This is a genomic window from Nonlabens xiamenensis (assembly GCF_003865345.1).
Taxonomy (GTDB): domain Bacteria; phylum Bacteroidota; class Bacteroidia; order Flavobacteriales; family Flavobacteriaceae; genus Nonlabens; species Nonlabens xiamenensis.
Window position 1 is genome coordinate 119,954 of sequence record NZ_RMVE01000003.1, and the last position, 25,472, is coordinate 145,425.

Genomic DNA, 25,472 nt, shown 5'->3' on the forward strand with positions numbered 1-25,472 from the left:
GAGAGCGTTGCCTACAATTATGAAAAACATTATTCTGACTATAATATTTCTTTTATTTACAATATCTATTTTTGGACAAGATAGAATGTATGTAACAGCCGAAAGTGGATTGGTTGTTAGAGATAAACCATCTTTGAAGTCCAACAAAATTGTTCACATACCGAAAAATACAATGACTTATGTTGAAGAAAAAACAGGAATCAATTTAGCCATTTTAGATGAAGGAAAAGAAATTAAAGGAGAATGGATTAAAGTATATGGATTTGATAATAAAAACACTAAAGGCTATGTTTTTGGTGGTTTTTTGACAACAGAAAAACCTGAAATTTGGTTTTCTGGAAAACAAGCATATTATAAAACTTACGATAATCTACAAGAAGGAACATTTGAATCAAATAGTTTATCTGAAAAATATTTGATTAGAGATTTACCGATTATTGAGCCAAATATTGAAACCCTAAATCCAAAAGATTTTCCTCACTTTCTAAATCCACAAAATAGAAAAATCGTGCTTTTCGAAAACCATAAAATGAATGACTTAAAACCAGCTGGAATTCTTAACGGTTTAACTCAAGTTAGAATTGATTCTACTTTTTACAAGCTCAAATTTAAAGATTTGACTAATTGTGTTTGGAATAGAATTGACATAAACGGAAAACATTATTACACAGATGTGGATATTCACGACTTTTCTTTATCAAAAGAATTAGTAAATCTAAAACAAAAAGTTGAAATTATTGGTCAATATGATGGTTATGATGGAGCATATCATTTAGGATATCCTGAACATTTTTTTCTAATTTTCACGGACAATAAAAACCATGTAATATACAAAACAAAGGTTCTGGAATTCGATCTGAATGATGAATTTGCTATGGAAAAAGATATATTAAAATTAAACTGGAACCAAAATATTAAGTGCTATGAAATCACATTAATCGGACGTCAAGAAAAAGTGAGAATTAACTGGAATGGAAAAAAAGCTGAAATAAAAAAACTGTAGGCAATACCGTATATAATTTATTGCTAGTTCTGGCCTACTCACGAATCCCGATAGCTATCGGGACGCGGATTTTTCATTCGGTTTTTGTTTGCTAAATTATGTGCTAAACAACGCAACAAAACCTATACAAACATGTTGTGCAAAATTTGAAATGACCAAGTGATAAAGTCGAAATTCATACAAGACATTCTAACATTACTTCTTGACGGAGACAAAGACGGTGAAGAAGTAAAAGAACAATTAGACTTCATTTCTGAGACTGAATTGAACTACACAGGAGTTGGAGTTTTTATCTCATTTGAACACGCAGAAGGTATTGAAGATTTTAAAACAACTAAATCTAATTTGGTTCTAAACGGAGTGACTATTAAATCACCAGAATTGGAAATCGGAGCCGATTCAACTTTGTTCTTCAAAAATGGATTTATAGACTATTTAGAATTATGGTCATTCAATGGTGAATATCCTAAAAACGAACTGACCAAATACGAATTAAAGCAAGAATGGGCCGGTTCACCCGAAAAGAAAATAGTGAGAAACAAATAAAAATTTGCACAACAAAACCTATACGCAATGCCCATTGGGACACTGCGCATAGCCAAAACGTTCGTTCCCCACAATATGTGAAAACAGAATATGACACAAACTTTACTCTTCATTTTAGTAATCGGAATAGGATTATTTTAAGCAATTAAATACGGAAATAAAGCCAAAAAAGATATTGCTGAATATGAGCAAAAACTGAAAAACAAACGGAACAAAATCCTTATCCCGATATGCGGAAAATGGCATTTTTAGTTACCGCCGAATAATTGGAATTAAATGAGACTAAAGAAAATGACGTTTACGGAATAATAGCGGAAATGGATATGGGAGGAGCAATTGCAACAGTTTTAACTTTTATTCCAGGAGACATAAGTTTATATTTAAGTTCTGGGGCATGATTTATTGGCGCAGGACAACACGAAGAGGTTCGGAAAATTGTAAAAAGATTTGTGGAAAACGGACAACATTTTTTAATTAAAACAAACAAAATTGAGGAACCTGAATTACCAAAAAGCGGAATGACAAACTTCAATTTTTTAATTGGAAATGGAATTTATAGCATAGCTAAAAATACAAGTGAACTTGAATCTGGAAAATCGAAACTTTCAAATCTGTTCGCTGAATTGAACGAAGTAATAACACAAATCCGACTAAAAAGCGGTGGATAAAAAATACTGAGGGTAACAATGGCTATGCGCAATTGTTCAGTTCTTGCTCATCCGAAAATTTCTGCGAAATTTTCTATGATTTGGGAATATTTGGGAAGACAATGCTAACGAACGCAACTGCATATAGCCTAAACCGATGTTGTGCATTACGGAAAAACTAAATAATGAGAATAATATATTGCGATAGCGTATTTGATAATAAAATAATCGAACCTAATTATGAGGAGGAAAAGAATTCGGCTTTGAATGCTGGATTTGACTTTTCGCTAATCAACTTCGAAGAATTGATCGATGGTAATATTGCTACTTCTTTCAGGTTTGTGAAAGAACCTGAAAATAAAGAATTGGGGGTTTATCGCGGTTGGATGCTTACTCCAAATCAATACCAAAATTTGTATGATGGACTTCTAAAAAAGAACATTGAGTTGATAAATTCTCCAGCTGAATACAAACACTGTCATTATTTACCTAATTCGTACCAAAAAATAGAATCGAAAACTCCCAAATCAAATTGGACAACTGAATTAGATGTTGATTCTATACTTAAACTGACTAAGGAATTTGGGGATAGACCAATAATCTTAAAAGACTTTGTGAAGTCTGAAAAGCATAATTGGAAAGACGCTTGCTTCATTCCTAAAGCTTCAGATTTTGATAAAGTAAAATCTATAGTCGATAAATTCATTGTATTAAGAGGAGATTCTTTAAACGAAGGCTTAGTATTTAGACAGTTTGTAGAACTTGAATTTCTGGCTGTACACTCAAAAAGTGGAATGCCTATAACTAAGGAGTTTAGAATCTTTTTTGCAAATAAGAGAATAGTTAAAGTATTTGATTATTGGGATGAAGGAGAATATGGAGAAACGAAACCTGAACTTGATGACTTTTTCGAAATAGCACAAAATATTGACAGTAATTTCTTTACAATGGATATTGCTAAAAAGAAAGATGGTGACTGGATTATTATGGAACTTGGAGACGGACAAGTCGCCGGATTACCAGATAATGCGGATAGAAACGAATTTTACAATAATCTTAAAGAAAACATACTATAACAATAGGTATAGTGCATGCCCTGCGGGACACGCACCATACCCAAATCATTGCATGTAATTAGAAAAATGACAAGAATACTAGCCATAATAATGATTCTAGCTTCTGCAAATACGTTTGCTCAAGACTCCAAATATTGTTATGCAGAATGGTGTAGTCTCCCGAAAAATCACGAAGCTCATTCTGACCCATACTACAATGCACATCTGTGTGAGAACTTTGATTCTAAGCAAGCTGATTTTAGTGCAGAGTATTTAAGACTTCAAACAGAAAGGCTATCAAAAATAACTTCCAATAAAACTGAACAATTAGTCAAGTATAACTTTGATACTGACTCATTATTTAACACAGGTGAATTTCAACAAAATGGAATCATAGGGTTAGATTACAAAAGAATTAGAATCCATATTTCTGACACCAAACAAAAAGAAGGTGTATTAGAATTTATAATTAATGGTAAATCAAATGTTTCAGGAAATATCTGTGACTTTAAGGGATCTTTAAAAGTTCTCCAAGTGTACGAGGTTATTGAAAATTATGATTTTCCTGGACAAGCTACACTTTTTGCAGAGTATGAATTCTTTGAAGACAGCACTCAAAATAATGTGGGAATATTCAAAGGAATATTTGAATGTTCTATTGTGATTGACCACCAAACAAAAGAAATTAAACTTGACGAAAGTTTTGCACTTGCGGACGGTTATAATAACCGCACTTACGTAGGCACTTGGGATAGTTATAATTCCGGAAAAAGAAAAAAATGCATTTGGGGTGACTATCGTTTACCATTCACATTTGACTTTGACCGTGGAGATGGCGAAATGATGGTCAATGTAAAGTATGTGAAGAATGGATGGGAAACATTTGGAGATGGTTCAGAATATGAATATACCAAAGGTAAACCCAAACTAAAAAAACAATGGTGGAAATAAAAAAACTACAGGTCACACTGCATATAGCAAATAGGGCGTTCAGTGCTATGTACCAACACCGCCAAATCGTTGCTTTGGCTTTTAAAATGAATAAAATAAAAAAAAATACGACGTTTTGGCTCAGTGTAATTCCGATAGCTATCGGGATGAAAGATTATCGCTTTCCACTGCCCTACTTGCCATATACTAACCTTTGCCGCCAATTATGAAAAAACCGAATTCAAAAACTTTAAAAACCCTTCTTGCGATTTGGATTTTGACAATTTTAGGATGTAACAAACTAACCGAAAACAGAGAGCAAAAAACAATGACTAACCCATATGAATTGAAAACATATGCTGACCCTGAAAAGAAAATTATTGAAGATGTCGAACAATTCGGATTTCACATTGCTTTCATTCCCGAAGATGAATACTTACCAGGATTTGCTTACACAATTGGACTAAAGAAAACCTATAATCATCCAGAAATAATATTATTTGGACTTAACAAGCAATTACTCGGTGGAATTTTAAGCGAAATTGGAGAAGAGATAAAAAACGGAAAGAAATACAATACAAATACGGAATATGAAAATATAATCTCAAATTTTCCTGTAAGGTTCCTTGAAATAAAAAAAGAGCATTATCAAGATTATCTTGGATACGCTGGCTGGTTTTATGATAACAAATTTGACTTTTCTGCTTATCAATTGGTTTGGACTGACAAAGAAAATAATTATCCTTGGGATGATGAATTTAACGAAAACTGGAAATTTAAGCAACCCATTTTGGATAGAAATACGGACTTCAAATTTTATGAGGAACGGAATTTAGGAGTTTTTACCACTCAAGAAACATTGGATGGAAAACCAATTTTGTGGGTTTATCACAATGAAGATGGCGATTGGCAGTTTCACAGCGAAGAAAATCCTAATTTGGATAATGCTAAATTGGTAAGTTTAGAAAGTTTGGTCAAAATCGACCCCACTCTGAACGAAATATACTATCTGAATTTCGGACAATCAGCTCAAAGAGAAACTGCGGAATCAAAATGGAAAATAATAGAATAAAAATAACTGGTGGCAACAGCTTGTATAGCTCCTTGCGACAGAATTCCTAAATCGGCATTCATTGCAATTTGCTATCTTCGCTATACGGCGGAACCATAGTCCAACCATTAGAAAATATTAAAAACATAATAATGATAAAAAATTTAATACTGATTGTATCAATTTTTATTTCGAGTCTGTTAGTAGCTCAAAATGATGTAAATATTGAGTTTATAAATGAAACCAATGTCATTCTAAATGATTTAAAAATAGATAAAAACACATCTTTCGAGGAGATTAAAGAAATTCTCGGAGAACCTGAAATTTACAAGGAATATCCAACCGGAAAAATAAATTATCACTATGCTGATAATGGAATTACATTACAAACAGTAGATGGAAAATTACTTTTATTAGGTTTTAACTACAATTGGGATGGAGATAAAACATTTCCAGAATCTACTTTTACAGGTAAATTAAAAATTGACAGTATTCCGTTTGATAAAAACTCAAATCAAAATAAGCTAGATGAAATTAAAAATACAGAATTTTTAGAAGTAATTCCAGGATTCATTATTTCGAAACCTAAAACTGACCAAAAAAATATACTTATAGCGCTGGGATTTAAAGATGATAAAGTGACGCAAATAGGATTTGAGTTCCATTAAAATAAAAACAATTGCTAACACGTTGTATAAACAATAGCGTAGGCTTTCCGAAAAGCGGTAACTATAAATCCACTACTGCTCATACACAAAACCATTAACATTCATTTAGAGTAAATAAAATGTCAAAACAAATTTTAATCTAATTAATTACCTTATTGGGTTTTACTTCCTACGGACAATCATTTGAAGGGACTATTACCTATAAAATGGAAGTACTTAATCCTAATCCTGAGATGATTCCCGACAGCACTTGGGAAGAAGGAATAAAAAGTCAATTTGGCGAAAAAGGTTATATGGTTCAAAAGTACTTTTATAAGAGAGGGAATTATATTGCAGAAATAGAAGCAGGAGAATCGAAGGGATTTCAAGCATACAATTCAGAAGACGGACTTCTATATTCTTGGCAAGACAAATCTGACACGGCAATTACTTTGAATAGTAAAAAGTATTTGGACGAATTGATTGAAATAATTGATTCAGAAGAGACAGATACAATTTTAGGGATTCCTTGTAGAAGTGTGATAGTGAAATCAAAAATGGGAAAAATGACACTTTTTTATAATTCAGACTATCTTAAAATGGATTCTAAATTTTACGAAGGTCATAAATATGGACATTGGGAACAAATTCTTAAAAAGATAGGGGGGTTACCATTAAAAATGGAACAGAAAGGGTTAATGACCCACGTTGTTCAAACGGCAATAGAGTTTGAAGAAATATCTATTGATGATAAAAAGTTTGAGATTCCAACGTTTAAAGAAGTGATTGAAAATCCAATGAATTGAAAAAACGAAAAGCTAACGAGTATATAAAAAATAGGCGAGATAGTATTATATTCAATGCTTTTGGCTCGTTTCAATCTTTGTGCTTAACCGAAATTTTGGTGCTTCGAAAACGCCACAAGCCATATGCCAACCATTGCAAGGGAAGCCTTCACAGCAACCTCTACTCCTGCGAAGATATCTCTGCATCCAAAATAACATCCAGAATATCTTAGTGGGTGTAACGATTGATAAAAGGACTTTAATTAATGAGTTCGCTATTGACAAAAGCAAGCGATTTTCCAGATCGTAACAACAGTATTATAGAAAATGTCGGACAATGCCCTGAGCAGCAGTTGTAGCTTCAAAATTTTCGGCGTAATTTCAATGCAATGAAATTATAGTATAGGTGTCACCTGCCAATAATGAGAATGGAATTAGAAGATTTGGGATATACTAAAAAATGGGTTGATTATGGATTTCTTACGGAAGAAATCCTGGACTATCAATTGTCTGAATTTCAAAAGGGTGAAGATCAAAATTGTGAACATTACCGATATGGAACCTTTAAGAATTGGATCAATCAGAAAAGCGGATTCACAAATCTTGAAATCAAGCAATTTATCGAATTGGCGCTTGAAGATTCTGATCTAATTATGGCCGGTTCAGCGGTTAAGGATTTATTCACTAACCCTAAGATCTCAAATCACCAATACGACTTGATTAAAAAAGAACTATCTAAATTTGGAGATTGGACGATTAAATTGATTCATAGAGAAGGTTTAAAGAAAAGACTTGAAAGTGAACCGTTGACCAATGAGCTTGTTCACTCGTGTATTCATCACCTACAATCATTTAATGAAAACTTTCTTATTGAATTGATTATAGATAAAGCAGATAGAATTGAGATGATTAACCAGTTCACTACAAGTGACTTCGGTAAAAAAATCAGGAACTTGGCAAACGAAAAAATTGAATGTATAAAAAGACACTAACAATTTATAACCGCAACTACGGCGGATTAGATAACATCTTATTCCACTCTGAAATGCTAAAGTCTGTGCCTTACCGAAAATAAATCTCTATTAACCTGTGAATGATGGGTATTGATAACGGCTAGCATTCACTTAAAAAAAACAATATGAATAGAATAGACTTCAGTAAATTAAAAGCAATTTATATTAATTGCACGCTCAAAAAGACACCACAAAAAAGTCACACCGAAACTTTAATGGATGTGTCTAAAGCCATAATGGCCAAAGAACATGTCAAAATTGATGAAATAAGATTGATCGACCATCAAGTAGCAAGTGGTGTATATCCAGATATGACCGAACATGGCTGGGAGGTTGATGAATGGCCAGAATTAACAAAAAGAATTATGGATGCTGATATTTTGATTGTAGGAACACCCATTTGGTTGGGCCAGCAATCATCTGAAGCTCAAAAATTAATTGAAAGATTGTACGCATTAAGTGGTTTGACTAATGAAAAAGGTCAATATAAATTTTATGGCAAAGTTGGAGGCTGCGTGATCACAGGAAATGAAGATGGCGTCAAGCATTGTGCAATGGGAATTTTATATTCACTACAACATATTGGCTATTCAATACCACCTCAAGCAGATTGTGGATGGCTTGGAAAAGTTGGTCCAGGACCAAGTTATGGAGATAAAGAGTGGAAAGGGGAAAAATTAGAAAAACCTGTAGGCTTTGATAGTGATTTCACAAATAGAAATACTACATTTATGACTTATAATTTACTTCATTTGGCATTGATGCTTAAAAACAATGGTGGTTACCCCAAATATGGGAACTCTCGAGAAGAATGGGAAGATGGAGAACGTTGGGAATTTGAAAATCCAGAATATAGATAATGATGTAAGTCAAATGTATGGAATACTCTATTGAAATTGTAGCAAAAACTATTGGCGAAGAAATTGGGATGAAAAATTTCCTTGATGAGGAATTTATGTTAGCTTTTTAAAATTTGGATGATGCGCTGAACAGAGTTGGTAACAGCGTTAGAAACGCAGAAACAAAGGTGCTCACATTGCAAAATATTAATGGCGGTTAAAGTGCGCTAAAGCGAAAGTGAAATAGATCAATTAAACGACAACATCAAACGGGATAGGTAAGTGCATAAAATCCGCTAGCATTTTTAATGTTGACATTAATAAGTACATCATGAAGAAAAAGACCATATCATATTTACTTATAATATTTATTGTAATCAGCTGTGGCGATAGTAAAACAGACAATGATAAAGAGCAGGCGTTAACTTCTTATGAGATCGACAAGAATCAGGAAGATTCTACTTTAGAGGTTGCCGATCATGATTCTATTTACAGAAATTCAGAGGCCGATTTTCAATCACATGTCAATAGCAAAGTGAATATAGATAGCTTAATTACAAAATATCCTCCCAATCAGTATAGTGAACTGAGAAGTCATATGGAGTGGCTTGTTGAGGAATGGAAAAATGTGCCAAATCCTATGACTGCAAGGTATGAAGGAAATGACTTTGGAGATTATCATCATGTCTATTTCAAAGCTTCGAATGGAATAAACTATGATTTTGGACAAGCAAATAATAATTATGGACAATTTGAACTACATGAACTTTCTGGACATTTTATTGACAATCCAGCCTTTTTAGAACAAGAGTTTAAAGTGTTTTGGGATTGGAAATTGTCTAAGTTTTTATGTTGTGAAGGCGAGTATGGAGAGGCCGAAGCATATTTACCCACCATAACAAATCTAGAATTAATTAAAAAATAAATCCAATTGATAGGTGGTTTATCAGAACTGTTACCATCCATTACACTATTGACAATACAATACCCAAGGCTTTACTTTACCAGATGATAAGCTTGAAAGATCTGAGTAAGCCTATTCCCTATTCCATTGTTAACCAAATCGGCTCTTGAGCGGATGATGTATAGAAAAACAGTTCCAGCGTCATTTGTGAATCCAGCAGCGAATAAGACAAGCCGATACACCCAAATCAACTTTAGTACAGTATAAAACTCCAGTTTTCAAACAGCTGCAGTATTCTATACTCCTGCGAAGATGTCTCAGCACTGAAAAGGCCGTCCTGAATTTCGTCGTGGAGGTGACTGATGATAACATGGGATATATTTCACTGCATGAGTTGGCTGTTGCCAAAAGGATGCGATTCTCTAGATCGCAGTAACAGCAGTTTAGAAAATTAGGATAAGGCACTGGGCTAAAATTGTAGCTTCAACATTTTGGGCGTATTTTCCATGCAACGAAATCATAAACCAAACTATCAGCATTTATTATGACAAAAAACATCGCAATTTTATTAATGCTTGTTCTTTCATTCAGTTATTGTCATTCTCAAATTCCTATTGAAAAATTTCGAGCAGAAATAGAGCGTTTAGACACGGAAAAGCAAATAACCCAATATTGGAATAATCTATATAAAATTGACCAAGAAATATTAGTGAACACGACTGATTTAAAAGTAACCGATAGTATTTCTATTTCGAATATGATAAAGACCGCTTTAATTTACGAAATTCACGGAACTAAAGGTTATAACTCAAATGGATATAGCGGATTTGTGCCAATTCTTAATCTTTCTCATAATCGAATTGGTAAAAGCCAAATAGCATATTGGCCAATTATTGAAAAATGCAAAGAAATAGGTGGAGCTATCGAAAGCTTCGGTGGAAAATATCCTGCATATCAACTTGAAAGTGTAGCTCTTACTTTTTACAATTACTCACTATTCAATCAAGAGGACAAATATTCAGCTCTCATTAGTAAATTAAGTAAAATTGAAACTGGAAATATTGTTGACGAACTTCTAAAATCGTTCGAGGAACAAAATGAATTACGAAAATTTAGTGAAGTTGAAATCCTTAATAGTTGGTATAGACAATCATTTAATGACCGAACGGACAAAGGGGAATTTTCCATTGTAAGGATGTCAGATGATAATTTATATTTAAAAAAATACAATAGAATTCAAAAGCTCGAATTAATTAAAACAGATGCCAAGTCAAAAATTTACCGAATAGAAGACGAACCTTTTGGTTGGAATTACCTTTATGGAAATGATGGGAGTTTAACTTTAATAGATGACAAGGAAAACGTATTAATTAATTATACACTCGCTAAATAACAAATGCGGTCTGATTAAATAAAAAGTAGGATATTGCAATTAAATAAAATACGTTCCGGCGGACCATAATTCGGTTTCAAAATCCCTCACTTGCCATAGCCATGGACGTCGTGCTTCATTAGATGAATGAAATAATTCAAAATAATATCAAATTTTCTGATTTGGCTTATGATGTCAAGTTGAGAATTGATTTTCTCGAACAAGTTACAGAAAGTGATTTAGATGCCATCGATTCAGAATTAAGTACTGGACTTATGAAATTGGGCATAGGATTTGACTCTGCTCACGGTATTAATTTTATTTCAGCAGCTCTTCTCGATTTTGGAGAATCTCCAAAATTTAGCGATTTAAGGAAGTGTGTCAATGAAGTTTTAACCACTTACGAATCAATAATTAAACAGATTACCTTTAACAAATCAGAATTTACTCAGGCGAGCTTTGACTTTATAACAGAGAAGAAAATTGAGTTTGAGAAGATATTGAAGGAAACCAAATCAGTTTTTTCTAAAGTAGATTTTAAGCCCATAAGCTCCTCTCCTGATAGTCCTGAATACAGACATTTCTCCGGCTCAGATACAGAAGAGACGATAACACTGTTCATTTCAGAAATCAACTATGACCAAAAAGATTGGGTTAGATTCTCTGTTGGCTGCAAAAGGCTCAATGAAAATGAAATTGCCGCCCTATTGGGTCAAATAAATCAAATTCACCCAAACGCTGTGCAAATCAAATGGAACGGGTTGGAATATAATTATGAGATTGAAAAGTGGGAGCTGCCCAAACATTATAAATTATTTGAATTAATAAAAAACGAAAGCACTACAAAGCCAAAACTGAATTGAAACGCAGTTCAGCCAAACCGTCACCATCCATAACGCTATTATTAAAAAAATTACCCAGAGCTTTTCTTATGCCGATGATAAGCTTGAAAGATCTGAGTAAGCCTCTTTCCTATTTCATTGTTAACCAAATCGGCTCTTGAATTAATAAGAAAAAACTAAAACAATTACGGCGCCAACTTCAAATGACCAATTCATACACGGAAATGGTCGATCGGAGTTAGTCAATAACTTCCTGATAGCACAACGGATCTCTAATTCAACACCATTGCGGTATCTCAAGTTGATTGCAAATTCGTCCGCTCTTGTGAAAAGCAAGTAGCACTCAAAAAGACTTCCTGAATAGTATAGCAGACGTTACAGATTGAGACAATTGCGATCATTCATGACGACGAAATTTTGTGGTTAAAATTTCTATCTTTCAGCAATCGCTTGATAGTTGGTGAAAATCTTTTGCAAGTTTTCTCTGCGAAGATATTATAACCAGAGGCGTTGGTAGCAATAATTATAACCTTGATCTAACTTTAAAAAATGAAATTATCTACTCTTTTATTAGTCTTTTTATGTATTGGAAGTATTTCTAATTCATTTTCACAATCCTCACTTTTTAGTTATGAAAAGTATATTAGTGCCAGTGGTGATACATTAAATTATAGACAACTTGTATCTGATTATGATCCGAAAACCAAATATCCCCTGGTCATCTTTTTGCACGGTGCAGGGGAACGCGGCAATGACAACGAAGCTCAATTAAAATGGGGAGTTTTAAATTTCGCTTCAAGCGAAAATATGAAAATGCACCCTTCCATTATTATCGCACCTCAATGCCCTAAGAATATGGTTTGGGCCAGCTTTTCTGAGGATAACGTGTCTCTTCAACCTTCACCAACAAGGCCGATGAAACTTGTAATGGAACTGATTAACGAAGCTATTGCAAAATTACCTGTTGATACTGATCGCATTTACATAACAGGACTCTCAATGGGAGGTTTTGGGACTTATGATGCCATAACACGGCATCCAGAACTATTTGCTGCAGCAGTACCTGTTTGCGGAGGAGGTGATGTTACAAAGGCACCATCGATTGCACATATTCCTATCTGGATTTTTCACGGAGCACAAGATGCGACCGTAAATCCCGTTCTGTCGCAAAATATGGTTGAAGCTTTAACTAAAGAAGGAGCTCATCCAGGATACACACAATACCCTACAACTGGACATTTTTCTTGGATAGCTGCTTACAGCGATAACATGATGATGGATTGGTTATACAGCCAACGGAAGTAATTTTTGATCCATATCATCATTCTAAAAAAGCGCAGCCATCAAAGTACCCTGTAAACAGCCTTATCAGGGCATTTAAACGTGCCATTGCTATTTTAATTATCCTGATAATCATGTGGGTCTTCGCTGCATTTGGAGAGGAGTTTTTATTTAGGGGATTCTCCTTGAAAGGATTGGCGAACTTATTCGGAAGCTCTAATAAAGCTTGGTTGTTAGCAGCGCTAATTTCCTCTGTGTATTTTGGGGTTTCGCATTCTTATCAAGGATTGGTGGGAGTCATCTCTGTACTTCTATGGTCATTTTTAATATCTCTGATATTCTGTAAAAACAAGAAAAATTTACTTTTATTGGTCCTCATTCATGGATTTAGTGATACCATTGGTCTCAGTTTAATTTATTTCAATAAAGATCATCTTATTTCTGAATGGATAATACAAATGCTTTTAACGTAAATTAAAACTGTAGCGACCAATGACCTAAGCTAAAATGCAAGTCATTTCATATTTTTTTCTTGTATAGTTTTAACATTAAGACAGTCCCGAATTTGCTAGGACGAAAGCTTGTTTTATCATTTCATTGCAGACGGCGATCAACGCTATTTTTACTTTTCCCTTTGGCCAAAAGTCAATCATACAAAGCCTTGTATTGTATGAAAAACAGGGAAGTCTTCAACACAACGAATTATTTGCACTTATTCCTGACAAACCTTCGAAAATGGCAGATGTTTGAATAGAAGATAGAATTATAGCGTACTTCAAGAAAGAGAAAATGATGGATCTGGCTAACAAATAAACAAAGTAGTGCCGATAGAGCCAAATGATGATCAATGGGAACCAAGACAATTGAAACCAATAAAAATCTGTATACCAATGATACATCATATTCATATCTTTATACTATCAACCAAACAACATGGGTAGAGGATGAATTTTAAGAGTTTAAACAAGAAGAAAATCTGGGAAAACTACTGTTCAAAGCATGCTGATTTTATTTCAGAATTGAATGTTAACGAATGGGTTTTTCATACAGAAAATAATTTCCGCGAATTTGCGACTTATGGATTTATAAGTAGTACTAAAGACACTACCTTTTCTTTTCAAAATTTAAATAGTCAGCAGTACGAAAAACTATTTGATTTCATCAACAATTACTTTGATATGGACATGCTGTATTTTACGCATTTCAATGACAATATTTGATAACAAAATCAATTGGGTGATTTAATTCTACAATCCTTAAAATGACCATTGCTGGTAACGAACTTACCTCCTATTCCATTTCTCAATTCCCTGCCTTTTTTTATTTTTATAGGACTATCAGCTAAACACTTAAATAGCCGTCCGCAAAAAAACCTAAGCTTAAATAAATTTAAGGAGACCAAAAAAATGAAATTTAACAGTAGAAAAGACATATTATTTAGTACAATTATTTTTGGAATGAACGCCTTTCTGATAGGTGTTACTATACTCGGAATACTTTACGGTGAATTGGGGGGAAATAATTACTGGATCTTAATACTCCTGTTAGCAGTTATAGGATTTCTGTTTTGGATATATTTTGGAACGAACTATGAATTGAACAAAAACAATGGACTGATCTACAGAAGTGGCCCCTTTCATGGAACAATAAGTATTGACCGAATAACTGAAATTGTAAAGGGAAAAACACTCTGGGTAGGATTTAGACCAGCGACTGCTAGAAAAGGCCTGATTGTGAAGTATGATAAATTCGATGAGATTTATATCAGTCCCAAAACAAATGATTCTTTTATTAGAAAAATATTAGAACTGAACGGAGAGATAAAGATTTCGGAATGAAACTCTGAACTCTAAAATACAACTGACGTAAATACAAAAACTACCTCTATTATGATTCTGTATACTGTCCTTGTTCAATATTTAGTAGCTTTCTCAATCTCGTTTTACAGCACGCAAGCTTTAACCTTGTAAATACTGCAATTGGCGGCTCAAGAATAAATTACACAATGATGGGTTTGTTTATCTGTGTAGTAATTCTTGAAGTCCATGGAAATTGTCAAGCAGAGATCTGCCTATTTGGTGTTCTCAAATGACTAGACTTCGTAAAGCCTTCAGAGAGTAAAGCCTTAAAGAATATCATTCAGATATAAGATTAAGAGGAACCAACCTAGCTTAAATACATTGAACTACCCTCCCACTCAACCAATAATTGGTCATTAAAATCTAAAGAGCCGGTCATTTTAGTAATAAACATCATATTTTTAATGCGCGTTACAGCAAATAATAAGTGGAATTTGTACGCATTAAATAGGAATACAGAACGTCATTATCTTGAAACGATTTTTGAATAAGCATTATATATATGCTTAAATACCCAATGACTTGAGATAAAGTTGGAGATTTCTTGGCATGATTTGGACGAAAAACATAATTAAGGTACATATTGTTGGGTCAGATTCCGAAAACATATGAATAGAATGAAAAGCACCAAACAAAGATGGTTAAGAGATTTTATACGATTTCTTCCACTTAAAAGTCAATTTGTCCTTTCTGGAAACACCAAAGATCTTCAACTCCTTCTTAATGAGTCAGATAGTTTTGGGTGGCATACCTTGGAAGAAGTAATTGACGCAGAATTGAAGAATTACGGTTATCGACATGTTGTTTACTATAATCCTTTACAGGGTTTTAGCGTTCCTTTTTATCAGGGTACGCCCGAAGAAAAGGAAGAGCTTTACAAGCGGTTGGGCATCCCTTTAACGAAAGAAACGGTCTATAATAATCTGCCTAATTTTGATAAAGTTCTTAAAAATATTGTGGAATGTCGGGACTTTCCTGTTGCACTGGTCATTGACTTTGCTTCTCAATTTTTGATGAATCCAGAAAGCCTATTGAAGGTGGAACACGATACTTTTGGTCAGGCCCATGTATTATCACAAAAAACAACCACCCAACCCTTTGGCTCTCCAAGTAAAGCCTTTTACAACACGGTTATATGGGTAGTGGATAAGGAAGGTGACCTACCAGACTGGATGATCATCAACAACCCCAAGATCAGGCATATTCCTATTGGAAGACCTGATCATTATTCCAGAAGGAGATTGGTTACTCCCATGATCCATGGAATGCTCAACGATCAGGATAAGACAACACAAGTGATACAGGATTTTGTAGACGAAACAGAAGGTTTATTACTACTGGATTTAGTGGCCATCTTAGAATTGGCGCGATCTGAATCTATACCCATCGTAGATATCGCAGATGCCGTAAGACGATATAAACTTGGAGTAACTGAAGACCCTTGGATGAACATCGATCGTTTGAAAATTGAGCATGCGGAAGAATTTATCAAATCCAGGGTCAAAGGTCAGGATCATTCTATCCAGCATTTGATTGATATTGTAAAACGTGCCATAACTGGTGTGGGCTCTTCCAAGCGCAACAACCGTCCAAGAGGAGTCGTGTTCTTGGCAGGCCCGACAGGAGTTGGAAAGACCGAACTTGCCAAAACAGTAACTAGTTTGCTGTTTGGTGACGAAAGCTCCTATATCCGATTTGACATGTCAGAATTCAGTGCTGAACATGCATCACAACGCTTGATCGGTGCACCACCAGGCTACGTGGGTTATGACGTGGGTGGAGAATTGACCAACGCTGTTCGAGAGAAACCGTTTAGCGTCGTGTTGTTTGATGAAATTGAAAAGGCACATCCTCGCATTTTGGATAAATTTCTGCAAATTTTAGATGATGGTGTACTCACTAGTGGACGCGGAGACAAAGTCTATTTTTCTGAAACCCTGATCGTGTTTACTTCTAACCTGGGAATCTATAAAGAGACCTTGACTGGAGAACGTGTTCCTAATGTCAACTACAATGATACATTTGATGTAGTGGAAGCAAAAGTGAAGGAAGAAATTGATCGCTATTTTAAATTTGACTTGAATCGACCAGAGTTACTGAACCGTATTGGAGAAAACGTCATTGTATTCGACTACATAAGAAAAGACGTGGGAGAACTCATATTTGATATGATGATTGACGATCACATCAGGGCCATAGAAGAACAATTAGAAATTAGGTTGAAGCTGGATTCAAACGTCAGGAATCAGCTAAAGGAATTGGCCGTAGCTGATTTGTCCAATGGTGGACGTGGTGTTAGAAATATGATTGAATATCATTTTATCACGCCGATTTCAAGAGCATTATTCTCGTTGAATCCTTCCAAGGGAGAGGTAGTAAACGCTACTGAAGTTTTTAACAAAAACAGATCTACCCATATCAAATTGCAAAGAAGCTAGCAATATGAAGATTGAAATATCACGACTGCACTTCCCGGTAACCACCCTGGGACCAGGAAAACGCATCGGCATCTGGTTTCAGGGATGTTCAATTCATTGTACCGGATGTATTTCGGTAGACACATGGCAATTTGGAATTAATTCTGTCTCGTTGGATGAAGTAAAACTATTATTGAGCGAATGGTTGCCCAAAAGTGATGGTATCACAATTACAGGAGGAGAACCTTTTGATCAGGAAGCCGCATTTTTTGAATTATTGGAATTTTTAAGACCCTATCAACAATCTGTTTTGGTATATAGCGGCTACTCATTTCAAGAGTTACAAAAGAAAGTAGAGATGGATAATGGATGGATAGATGTATTAATCTCAGAACCCTATGACCATACACAACCACAAACCAAAGCTTTAATGGGAAGTGACAACCAACAAATGCACATGCTCACGCCTTTAGGTGAGATGGATTTTAATAGTTTTCAAAGTCATGGATTAGAAAAAAAATTAGATGTGCATTTTGAAGAAGACAGGGTTTGGATGACAGGTATTCCTAGTAATGGGATGACTGAAATTGTCAAATCTGCTCAAGATGACCGTGTATTCTTAAGACACACTCAAGGTGCAATAAAAAAGAAGGAATCATGAAATTTGTACGAGTATGTCCATCATGTGGAAGTCAACGTCCCGTCCACGAAATGTACTGTCAATCCCAAATGGAAGACCAAGCTTGTGGTTGGTTGCTCATGAATGTCAGACAAACGCCTGTTGGCGGAAACGTTGAGATAAATATTGAAAACCAAAGGGATCAGCGCTACTGTGAAAACGGTCACGAAGTTGGTTCGGATGATTTTATGTGCATGGAATGCGGCGCCGATATTAGAGACGGTTCGTCAGTTGAGGTCCAAGAAGTGATACCTCAAAAGATTGACACTTATACGGTTCTGGAGAATATTCAAAATTCTAATGCAACAAAAGAATGTTTTTTGGTCCAAAATGATCAGGAGCAAGTCTATTTTCTGACACTCTATCACAAGGATTTCGAACCTGATACAGCAATTTACCAGGTACTTCAAAAATCAGATACGGACCATGTGGCAGAATTGATTCACACCGGTCAGTGGGAAGATCGTTTTTATGAAGTCACCGAGCGCATCACAGGAGGATCAATTGCAGAATCAAACTACCTGGAGGAAGAAAGAATAGAGAAATTAGTCGATGAAATTGGAAGGGCTTTACGAGATCTTTCTGAAGCTGGAATACGACATAGGGACTTGAGCCCAGATAACATATTAATTCGTGAAAAGGAAAGCTTCGATTTGGTCCTGATTGATTTTAGTTCGGCTCGATTGTCTGATTATGATCTGGATACTGATACGCCCTTAGAACTCACTCGGTATACAGCTCCAGAGGCGATTATCGGCGCGGTGAGTCCGTCTTCAGATTGGTGGAGTTTGGGAATGATCGTTTTGGAGCAGGTGACCAAAGGAAGCTTTTTCCAAGATGTGAACAACAAAGCATTTATGATCCACTTGGTGACCAGAGGAGTACAATTGCCAACGGAGATCGACGAGCGATTTTTGCTTTTACTGCAGGGATTATTATGTAGAGATCCCTTGAAACGATGGAATTGGAATCAGGTCGAAAAATGGTTGAATAATGAACCCCTCGATCCACCTGACGAATTTAATTCTTCTGACCAACAGAAATATGGTAAATCCATCAAATTAGGTGATGAAATCCATACCAACCCGAGCTTCTATGCTTTATCAGCGGCCGAAGAAACCCATTGGAAGGATGGCCTGGAAGCTTTTACATCAGGAAGCTTATCCAGTTGGTTGGAGGAAATCATCCCAGATGAAAAGCTCAAATCTAGGATAAGACATCTTAGAAATATGGAGGATGTTGACCTCGAGTGGCGGTTCTCATTGGCTTTAATGCTTTTAAATGAATCTCTCCCACTAACATGGCGAGGCCAAATTATCATACCCGCTTGGTTGTTGAGCAATACTGAAACAGCCACACAACTTATAGAGGGTAAGATACCGGCCTATCTAGAAGAAATCGACCGTGAAAAATGGTTGGTCCATCTAAAATATAGAAAACAAAACATTACCAAAAAGGCAGCGAGTCTGGAAATCCAACTCAATGCAAATAGATTCAAGCTCAACTCCCTGAGTACGTCACGGGTTCGATTGAATGCCGAAATAGAATTGTTGCGCCAACTCTATCCTGATGCCAACAATATTAGTTTATCAGATTTGATGGCTGATCTCAGGCCTAGCGAAGAAGATTTAATTCTTATCCTCAGCGCCAAACGTAATCAGCTAATTTCTCTGGAGAAGTTGGTTAATGATACAGTTAATTTGGCAAGAAGAAATGATATAAATGTCAACCCCAATTTTTACAAGGAGTTTCTCATCAAATCCAGATTGAAAATTTATGATCTACTTACTCGACATCTGGAAGGCTTTTCAAAAAGCCAAAACCATGCCTTGAATCGCTGGGCTGATCAATTCAGAATTGAAAAACGTTTGTCGCTCATCCAGTCGGTTTTGTGCCTTTCACTACCTAAGGAAGAATGGATCACACCGCCCAAACACGAATACGCCACTAGACTTTTACGATTCTATGAGAAAAAAATAGTTCATGCCTCTTCTCGTGGACCACTGGTAAGACTCATCCTTTCCACCAACTCTGCACGTTTAGATATTACTGAATTAGGAACCGCATTGAAACCAGCCGAGAAGTTCTTACAACCTATAATTTGTAGAACTTCTAAGACTGAAACCGTAGATCCTATAGCGTTTAGTGAGCATCCCCTATTAGAACGTCGTACAAGAAGAATGTTGCTGAAAGCGGCCAATTTTAAACGGGACACTGGATTAGATTCCTTGTATTTGGGATTTCCATTTTTAATAAGCCCAGGAAATTCAAATAAACGCCCCAGGATACTACCTATTCTATTGTGGCCAGTCGATCTTGAATTGAAAAATCGCCGCCAACCAAGGTTGGACATTGGATTTGACAAATACAACAATGAGGTGCGCATCAACCCAGCCTTGTCCAGTGTTTTTGACGATGAATCATTGAATAGAATCAAAAAAATCTGTTCAGAGATTCTAGCCACACAAAGTTTGACCATTCAAGAAATAATGGATGCCTTAGGGTCTTTTATCACACCTAAAAATACCAGCCTTACAAGCCATCCCACCGTCTCATATCAACTGAGTGAACCAGGCTTGGAGTTGTATTGTTCAGCAGTTTTTTTTAATGCCAATTTTACAGGGCAAGCCATTAGTGAGGATTTACGAAGACTACAAAGTTTGGCTCATTCTGACACAGCAATGGAAGCCTTATTGAAGATCCGAGAGCCTGAAATCTCCACGTTTCAAGACAAAATAAAAGAAGTAGATCGGTACACCGTTGTGGCGGTCGATCCTTCCCAAGAAAAAGCCGTATTACAAAGTCGTTTAAATCCGGGTATTGTCATTGAAGGTCCCCCGGGAACAGGTAAAAGTCAGACGATTGTGAATATTATTGCCGATTGTATTGGTCGTCAGGAAAAAGTATTGGTGGTCTCACAAAAAAGAGCCGCAATTCAGGTGATCTTGAAACGTTTGGAAGCCACTGGATTGGATCAGCGCGCAATCGCTATCACGGATATCAATAAGGATCGGCAAACAACCATACAAAGTGTCCGTGAGCAGGTACCCGGATTTATGGAGAAAATCCAGTACCAAAATGTGCTCAGAGGGATAGATATTGAAAGAACAAGTCTTGCCAAACAGATCGACCGGATTGAATCAAGCTTAAATGTATTAGCTGAAGAAATTCATGTGGTGGATGACCTTTCAGGTAGCACTTACAGAAATATTCTTTCAGAATTGATAGGCCTACAAACTTTTGCCTATATCGATGTGCCCGAAGCTCGAAGGTTTCTTGAAGTTAAAGATATTGACGAACTCAATACACTCATCCAACAATCAAAAAGTTTAATTCAGCTTTGGTTACCATCGCATTACGAAACCAGTACTTTACATAATCTCAAGCTTGCACAGATTGATCAATCCACTAAAGAAGCAATTGGCAATGATTTAAAACATTTCTTTGAAGCGGAAGAAAAACGCATCGACTGCCTTAAAAAAACCTCAAATGCATTTGACGGCACCCAAGCTCAATATTATGGTAGCTGGTTGGAAGAAAATGCCCGTCCAATTAAAAATACTTCAGAAAATGTCATCATCAACGTGCAAAGCTGGTTTGACCTGTTGTACGACGATTACAATACATCTTCGATTGCCCAGGATATCTCTGAAAAGCTTGAGGCGATCTACCGCCGTGTTGGAGAATTGATCGCGGATTTTCAATTCGACTATTTTTCAGAAAGCTTACATACGATCGACGATAAAACTTTGCAAAAGTTAGCAAACAGCTGTGATTATTGCTTGAGCACTTCCTTTTTGAAATACCTGAATCCTTTTGGTTTCCTTCATATGCTTCGTGTCAAAAGGTTCTTGCAGCCACTACAAATCAAAGCTATACCTGAAACTTTAAAAGAGTTTAAAATTGCTCTTGAACAAGAACGTTCATTTCGGAAATACAGGTTTCAGTTCTTTAGACAATTGGAAAGACTCAAAATAACTAAAAAAGATATTAATGATCCTAAGTATTTACGCTTAAAAATAGGAAGCACTAATAGCGAATTGCAGGAAGCCATTCAAATGGTAAACCGCATCAAGGCATGTCCATTAAAAGATGAAGCCAAAAATCTGTTGAAGACAGGATCAATACTACAATATCAAGAGTTTGTTGCTAGGTTGCATGATGCGCATGATCGCTACAAATCCAGGCTATTCTCTCAAGAAGTACTTCGACCCTTAACGAAATGGCTGCAGCCTAATGTCGCAGAGGACTTTTCTGAGAATATCAGAAGGAATGAATCTGATGTTGATATCTTAGAACAAATGCTTCATGATATGGAGCATTACATCCAATTTCAAACCTTCAGAATGCGTCTGGGAACACAAGGTGAATACGATTCACTTTTAAGATTTTTCAGTCACCTCAGAAAGTACGAGCATAAAATAAATGAATTCCCTTCACAAGAATGGAGTAGCCTTATCCAAAATACCATCCGCAGAGAAGGGTTGCTAGGATGGAAACACCGCATAGAGCAAGCCTCGCCTACCTTATTAATGAGCGAGCAGGAGATACAACTGAACGTGGAAACATTGGAGGATCTGCTGGAAAAAATCCGCACCTTGAACCGACGTTTTCTAGACCGGAGTATAGAAGTGGATAAGTTGGGATCACAAACCGAATGGAATCGCATTACTCGACTACGTGGAAAGAATTATAAAAAACTACGGGAATTTATAAGCCTAGGAATTGATATAGGATTGATTGACATGCGTCCTGTCTGGTTAATGAGCCCAGAAGTTGTGTCACAAGCTATTCCATTGCAGTCAGGACTTTTTGATGTGGTTATCTTTGATGAAGCCTCACAAATGCTCATCGATCATTCCATCCCTGCCCTGTACCGCGCTAAACGAGTGATAGTAAGTGGGGATGAAAAACAAATGCCTCCGACAGGATTTTTCTCTCAAAAAATGGATGATGAAAATGAGGAAACCCAGGAATTGCGTTTAAGTGAGGATCATTCTGAAGAGGAGCTCGCAAATTACCAAGACGCCTGGAATCGTCGAGAGGTTAAGGATTGTCCTGATCTACTCAGCCTGGCAAAATCGACATTACCTGTTACAACGCTTGAAATTCATTATCGTTCTCAATTTCAATCCCTCATTAAATTCTCTAACCATGCCTTTTATGGAGGAAAATTGCATGTACCCGCCTATCACCCTAAGCAGGAGATCATTAACAAAAAACCATTGGAAGTTTTACGAATCGATGGTGTCTATGATGAGCAAACCAATGAAAAGGAAGCGGATGCCTTGATCAACTATATCGCTCAACACTGGCAGCAACCGGAGTCAGAACGATTCAGCGCTGGAATCGTTACTTTCAACAAAAAGCAGGCAGAACTTATTGAGGATAAAATTCACGAACGCGAAATGCAAGATGAGGCCTTTAGATCTGTTTTGAATCAGGAAAGAAATAGGCAGCAGGAAGGTGAAGACATGGGATTCTTTGTTAAAAATGTCGAAAATGTTCAGGGGGATGAACGTGATATGATATTGTTCAGTACAACTTTTGGCCTCAATCAACACGGCGTCTTTCGAAGGAATTTTGGGGCCTTGGGTCACCGTGGAGGTGAACGACGTTTAAATGTCGCTATTACACGAGCACGTTTCAAAGTAGTGATTGCTACGTCTATGCCGATCAAAGATATATCAGATATTTTATCTACTGGTCGACCACCATCCAAACCCAGGGATTTCATTCAGGCCTATTTAAATTATTCAGAAATTCATTCTAATGGGCAAGTGGATGTGGCCACAGCCACAGTGTCAAAACTATCTGCACAAAACTCTACTACAGATGCGCTGTCAAAAAATGATGGATTTAAAAATACCGTAAAATTCTATATTGAAAGTCTAGGTTACCAGGTGGTAGAGAACAATGATTACAACGTATTTTATTTAGATTTGGCCATTGAAAAGAACGGAAGATTTGTTTTGGGTATCGAGTGCGATACACCGAGAAATATGTTATTGAAAGCTGCGAGATATCGCGAAATATGGCGTATCCAGGTCCTAAAAAAGACTATTCCACTGATCCATAGGACCACCTCCTATCGCTGGTTGAAAGAGCCCGAAAAGGAACAAAACCGATTGAAAGAAGCTATAGAACTTGCCTTAATGAACAACCCATGAGCGGACCTAAAGTAGTACGTGTAGTCACCCCAAAAGAACGGGAAATAATCAAAAATAGATGGCTGACACAGTTGGGTCGGACCATCCAACAATTCAAAAGTTATGCCCAAAAAAATGGGGTGCTGGATCAAGAACTTAGCCAGGGACTGGAAGAAACTTTAGCACATTATCAGGCAATTCCCGCAGAGGACTACCAGAGAATCGAGCGCGAGGTCCCAAATCAAATTAATTTTTTAAAAGCAGAGAAAGCCAAGTTGGTCAAAAAGGTAAATAAAGAAAAGACCAATATATGGAATGAATACCGCCAACTCAAAAGCACTGAGGTAGAACTAAAGAAAATGTTGTTGGAAAGAAATATTTCTTTTGAATCTATTGACCAACCCAGCGTGATTACCAAGAAAAATCTGGCCCAATATAGCAGACAGATTGACGCGATGTACGATAAACTGAAGGAAGCTTTGAACCACAAAAGCAGCTTAACCGCTGAGCAGCAGGAAATTCAAAAGAGACTGTCGGCAGGAGATAGCTTGTTGTCCGTAAAAGAATGGCCTAAAGAATTGCCAATGGCTTCCAGCCGCGAGCAGAAGTTAGAGCAAACATTACGGGAATTGTTCCTTGAAGATATTGCCCAAGATAAAATTCAAGAATTTATTGATCGGGTGGAACAACTGCACCAAAATGACCAAGGCTACGATTTGCAATTAGATTCCATCATCTTGGAGGCAGCGACTTTCCAAAAGGAACAAGTGGAACTGAGAATCGCCGAACAAGCATTGTCTGAAGCCTTAGACCAATTAAAACAAATAAACGAGAAACTGACCATCATCTCTAAATGGGAGTCTTTACTCCAACAGGAAGACATCAAACAAATTAAAAATGCTACGACAAAGGCCAATCAACTTTATAAAAATACGACGGAGTTAATCATCGTAGAGGCACGTCGGACAGCGATTAAAATGGCGTTGACCAAAGCTGGTTATGAAGTCAATGACAGTATGGAAACTGCCTGGGTAGAAAACGGAAGGTTGGTCGTAAAAAAAGCCACCAACTCACTGTATGGAATAGAATTTATGAACCCAAAAAACTTATCCAAAATTCAAGCTCGTGTCGTGGCAGATGAAGACCGGACGCAAGAAAGAAGCCAGAGCCAAGACTTGCACCAAGAAGAAATCTGGTGTGATGAGTTTTCTGAAATCAAAGAGATCCTGGAAAGGGAAAACCTGTCCATTCACATCGAAAAAGCCATGGCAGTAGGCGCTATTCCCATTAAAGAAGTAAAGCTGGAAGGTAGTTTTAAGAAGAGTAGCTCAACGGTTAAGAAAAAGAAAACGCTGTAAAAGAATACATTGTGTTCTTTTCTTTTATTGAACCATTGTTAGAAATCTGAAATATAATCAAGCTATGAACATGCAACTTGAATGAAGTTTAGCCT

21 protein-coding genes are annotated in these 25,472 nt (G+C 36.3%); all 21 read left to right on the top strand.

What is annotated here, in order from left to right; all coding sequences use genetic code 11:
- The first annotated feature begins 19 nt into the window (after positions 1–19).
- The 21 genes from EGM47_RS09030 to EGM47_RS09130 all read left to right on the top strand — a co-directional run bounded on the left by EGM47_RS09030 (position 20) and on the right by EGM47_RS09130 (position 25,377).
- Entirely contained in the window at positions 20–1,003 is a 984-nt protein-coding gene (locus EGM47_RS09030; RefSeq protein ID WP_124980482.1) for an SH3 domain-containing protein, read from the top strand.
- Between the two features lie 159 nt (positions 1,004–1,162).
- Positions 1,163–1,549 (top strand): hypothetical protein, encoded by a 387-nt coding sequence (locus EGM47_RS09035; protein ID WP_124980483.1) that lies wholly within the window; start codon positions 1,163–1,165, stop codon positions 1,547–1,549.
- Between the two features lie 449 nt (positions 1,550–1,998).
- Entirely contained in the window at positions 1,999–2,217 is a 219-nt protein-coding gene (locus tag EGM47_RS09040) for a hypothetical protein (RefSeq protein WP_124980484.1), read from the top strand.
- 164 nt (positions 2,218–2,381) lie between these two features.
- Complete coding sequence (locus EGM47_RS09045; RefSeq protein WP_124980485.1) at positions 2,382–3,272, top strand: ATP-grasp domain-containing protein; 891 nt, start codon at positions 2,382–2,384, stop codon at positions 3,270–3,272.
- A 66-nt stretch (positions 3,273–3,338) separates the two neighbouring features.
- Complete coding sequence (locus EGM47_RS09050) at positions 3,339–4,202, top strand: hypothetical protein (protein WP_124980486.1); 864 nt, start codon at positions 3,339–3,341, stop codon at positions 4,200–4,202.
- Between the two features lie 205 nt (positions 4,203–4,407).
- Entirely contained in the window at positions 4,408–5,253 is an 846-nt protein-coding gene (locus tag EGM47_RS09055) for a DUF4262 domain-containing protein (RefSeq protein ID WP_124980487.1), read from the top strand.
- A gap of 131 nt (positions 5,254–5,384) precedes the next feature.
- Entirely contained in the window at positions 5,385–5,900 is a 516-nt protein-coding gene (locus EGM47_RS09060) for a DUF7738 domain-containing protein (protein WP_124980488.1), read from the top strand.
- A 206-nt stretch (positions 5,901–6,106) separates the two neighbouring features.
- Entirely contained in the window at positions 6,107–6,685 is a 579-nt protein-coding gene (locus EGM47_RS09065) for a hypothetical protein (RefSeq protein ID WP_124980489.1), read from the top strand.
- A 401-nt stretch (positions 6,686–7,086) separates the two neighbouring features.
- Positions 7,087–7,656 carry a hypothetical protein gene (locus EGM47_RS09070; protein ID WP_164510851.1) on the top strand — a complete coding sequence of 190 codons (570 nt, stop codon included), beginning with the start codon at positions 7,087–7,089 and terminating at the stop codon, positions 7,654–7,656.
- Between the two features lie 146 nt (positions 7,657–7,802).
- Positions 7,803–8,537, top strand: coding sequence for a flavodoxin family protein (locus EGM47_RS09075; RefSeq protein WP_124980491.1), 735 nt, complete (start codon positions 7,803–7,805; stop codon positions 8,535–8,537).
- 310 nt (positions 8,538–8,847) lie between these two features.
- Positions 8,848–9,441 carry a hypothetical protein gene (locus tag EGM47_RS09080; protein WP_124980492.1) on the top strand — a complete coding sequence of 198 codons (594 nt, stop codon included), beginning with the start codon at positions 8,848–8,850 and terminating at the stop codon, positions 9,439–9,441.
- Positions 9,442–9,964: 523 nt separating this feature from the next.
- Positions 9,965–10,813 carry a hypothetical protein gene (locus tag EGM47_RS09085; RefSeq protein WP_124980493.1) on the top strand — a complete coding sequence of 283 codons (849 nt, stop codon included), beginning with the start codon at positions 9,965–9,967 and terminating at the stop codon, positions 10,811–10,813.
- 122 nt (positions 10,814–10,935) lie between these two features.
- Complete coding sequence (locus tag EGM47_RS09090) at positions 10,936–11,655, top strand: hypothetical protein (protein WP_124980494.1); 720 nt, start codon at positions 10,936–10,938, stop codon at positions 11,653–11,655.
- A gap of 528 nt (positions 11,656–12,183) precedes the next feature.
- The gene (locus EGM47_RS09095; protein ID WP_124980495.1) at positions 12,184–12,939 is read left to right on the top strand and encodes a carboxylesterase family protein; all 756 of its coding nucleotides are present in this window, start codon (positions 12,184–12,186) and stop codon (positions 12,937–12,939) included.
- Positions 12,915–13,388, top strand: coding sequence for a CPBP family intramembrane glutamic endopeptidase (locus EGM47_RS16645; protein WP_124980496.1), 474 nt, complete (start codon positions 12,915–12,917; stop codon positions 13,386–13,388). The genes EGM47_RS09095 and EGM47_RS16645 overlap by 25 nt, the downstream gene beginning before the upstream one ends.
- Positions 13,389–13,859: 471 nt before the next feature.
- Complete coding sequence (locus tag EGM47_RS09105) at positions 13,860–14,135, top strand: hypothetical protein (protein WP_124980497.1); 276 nt, start codon at positions 13,860–13,862, stop codon at positions 14,133–14,135.
- Between the two features lie 186 nt (positions 14,136–14,321).
- Positions 14,322–14,753: a PH domain-containing protein gene (locus EGM47_RS09110; protein ID WP_124980498.1), complete on the top strand. Its 432-nt coding sequence runs from the start codon at positions 14,322–14,324 to the stop codon at positions 14,751–14,753.
- 638 nt (positions 14,754–15,391) lie between these two features.
- Complete coding sequence (locus EGM47_RS09115) at positions 15,392–17,212, top strand: AAA family ATPase (protein WP_124980499.1); 1,821 nt, start codon at positions 15,392–15,394, stop codon at positions 17,210–17,212.
- Between the two features lie 4 nt (positions 17,213–17,216).
- The gene (locus EGM47_RS09120) at positions 17,217–17,852 is read left to right on the top strand and encodes a 4Fe-4S single cluster domain-containing protein (RefSeq protein WP_124980500.1); all 636 of its coding nucleotides are present in this window, start codon (positions 17,217–17,219) and stop codon (positions 17,850–17,852) included.
- The gene (locus EGM47_RS09125) at positions 17,849–24,040 is read left to right on the top strand and encodes a protein kinase domain-containing protein (RefSeq protein ID WP_124980501.1); all 6,192 of its coding nucleotides are present in this window, start codon (positions 17,849–17,851) and stop codon (positions 24,038–24,040) included. The genes EGM47_RS09120 and EGM47_RS09125 overlap by 4 nt, the downstream gene beginning before the upstream one ends.
- Positions 24,037–25,377, top strand: a complete 1,341-nt coding sequence (locus EGM47_RS09130) for a V-type ATP synthase subunit I domain-containing protein (RefSeq protein ID WP_124980502.1) — start codon at positions 24,037–24,039, stop codon at positions 25,375–25,377. Before EGM47_RS09125 ends, EGM47_RS09130 begins: the two co-directional genes overlap by 4 nt.
- Positions 25,378–25,472 lie beyond the last annotated feature (95 nt).

Coding starts and splice junctions, on each gene's coding strand:
- EGM47_RS09030 (WP_124980482.1), top strand. CDS start 20: ATGAAAAACATTATTCTGACTATAATATTTCTTTTATTTACAATATCT.
- EGM47_RS09045 (WP_124980485.1), top strand. CDS start 2,382: ATGAGAATAATATATTGCGATAGCGTATTTGATAATAAAATAATCGAA.
- EGM47_RS09050 (WP_124980486.1), top strand. CDS start 3,339: ATGACAAGAATACTAGCCATAATAATGATTCTAGCTTCTGCAAATACG.
- EGM47_RS09055 (WP_124980487.1), top strand. CDS start 4,408: ATGAAAAAACCGAATTCAAAAACTTTAAAAACCCTTCTTGCGATTTGG.
- EGM47_RS09060 (WP_124980488.1), top strand. CDS start 5,385: ATGATAAAAAATTTAATACTGATTGTATCAATTTTTATTTCGAGTCTG.
- EGM47_RS09065 (WP_124980489.1), top strand. CDS start 6,107: ATGGAAGTACTTAATCCTAATCCTGAGATGATTCCCGACAGCACTTGG.
- EGM47_RS09070 (WP_164510851.1), top strand. CDS start 7,087: ATGAGAATGGAATTAGAAGATTTGGGATATACTAAAAAATGGGTTGAT.
- EGM47_RS09075 (WP_124980491.1), top strand. CDS start 7,803: ATGAATAGAATAGACTTCAGTAAATTAAAAGCAATTTATATTAATTGC.
- EGM47_RS09080 (WP_124980492.1), top strand. CDS start 8,848: ATGAAGAAAAAGACCATATCATATTTACTTATAATATTTATTGTAATC.
- EGM47_RS09085 (WP_124980493.1), top strand. CDS start 9,965: ATGACAAAAAACATCGCAATTTTATTAATGCTTGTTCTTTCATTCAGT.
- EGM47_RS09090 (WP_124980494.1), top strand. CDS start 10,936: ATGAATGAAATAATTCAAAATAATATCAAATTTTCTGATTTGGCTTAT.
- EGM47_RS09095 (WP_124980495.1), top strand. CDS start 12,184: ATGAAATTATCTACTCTTTTATTAGTCTTTTTATGTATTGGAAGTATT.
- EGM47_RS09105 (WP_124980497.1), top strand. CDS start 13,860: ATGAATTTTAAGAGTTTAAACAAGAAGAAAATCTGGGAAAACTACTGT.
- EGM47_RS09110 (WP_124980498.1), top strand. CDS start 14,322: ATGAAATTTAACAGTAGAAAAGACATATTATTTAGTACAATTATTTTT.
- EGM47_RS09115 (WP_124980499.1), top strand. CDS start 15,392: ATGAAAAGCACCAAACAAAGATGGTTAAGAGATTTTATACGATTTCTT.
- EGM47_RS09120 (WP_124980500.1), top strand. CDS start 17,217: ATGAAGATTGAAATATCACGACTGCACTTCCCGGTAACCACCCTGGGA.
- EGM47_RS09125 (WP_124980501.1), top strand. CDS start 17,849: ATGAAATTTGTACGAGTATGTCCATCATGTGGAAGTCAACGTCCCGTC.
- EGM47_RS09130 (WP_124980502.1), top strand. CDS start 24,037: ATGAGCGGACCTAAAGTAGTACGTGTAGTCACCCCAAAAGAACGGGAA.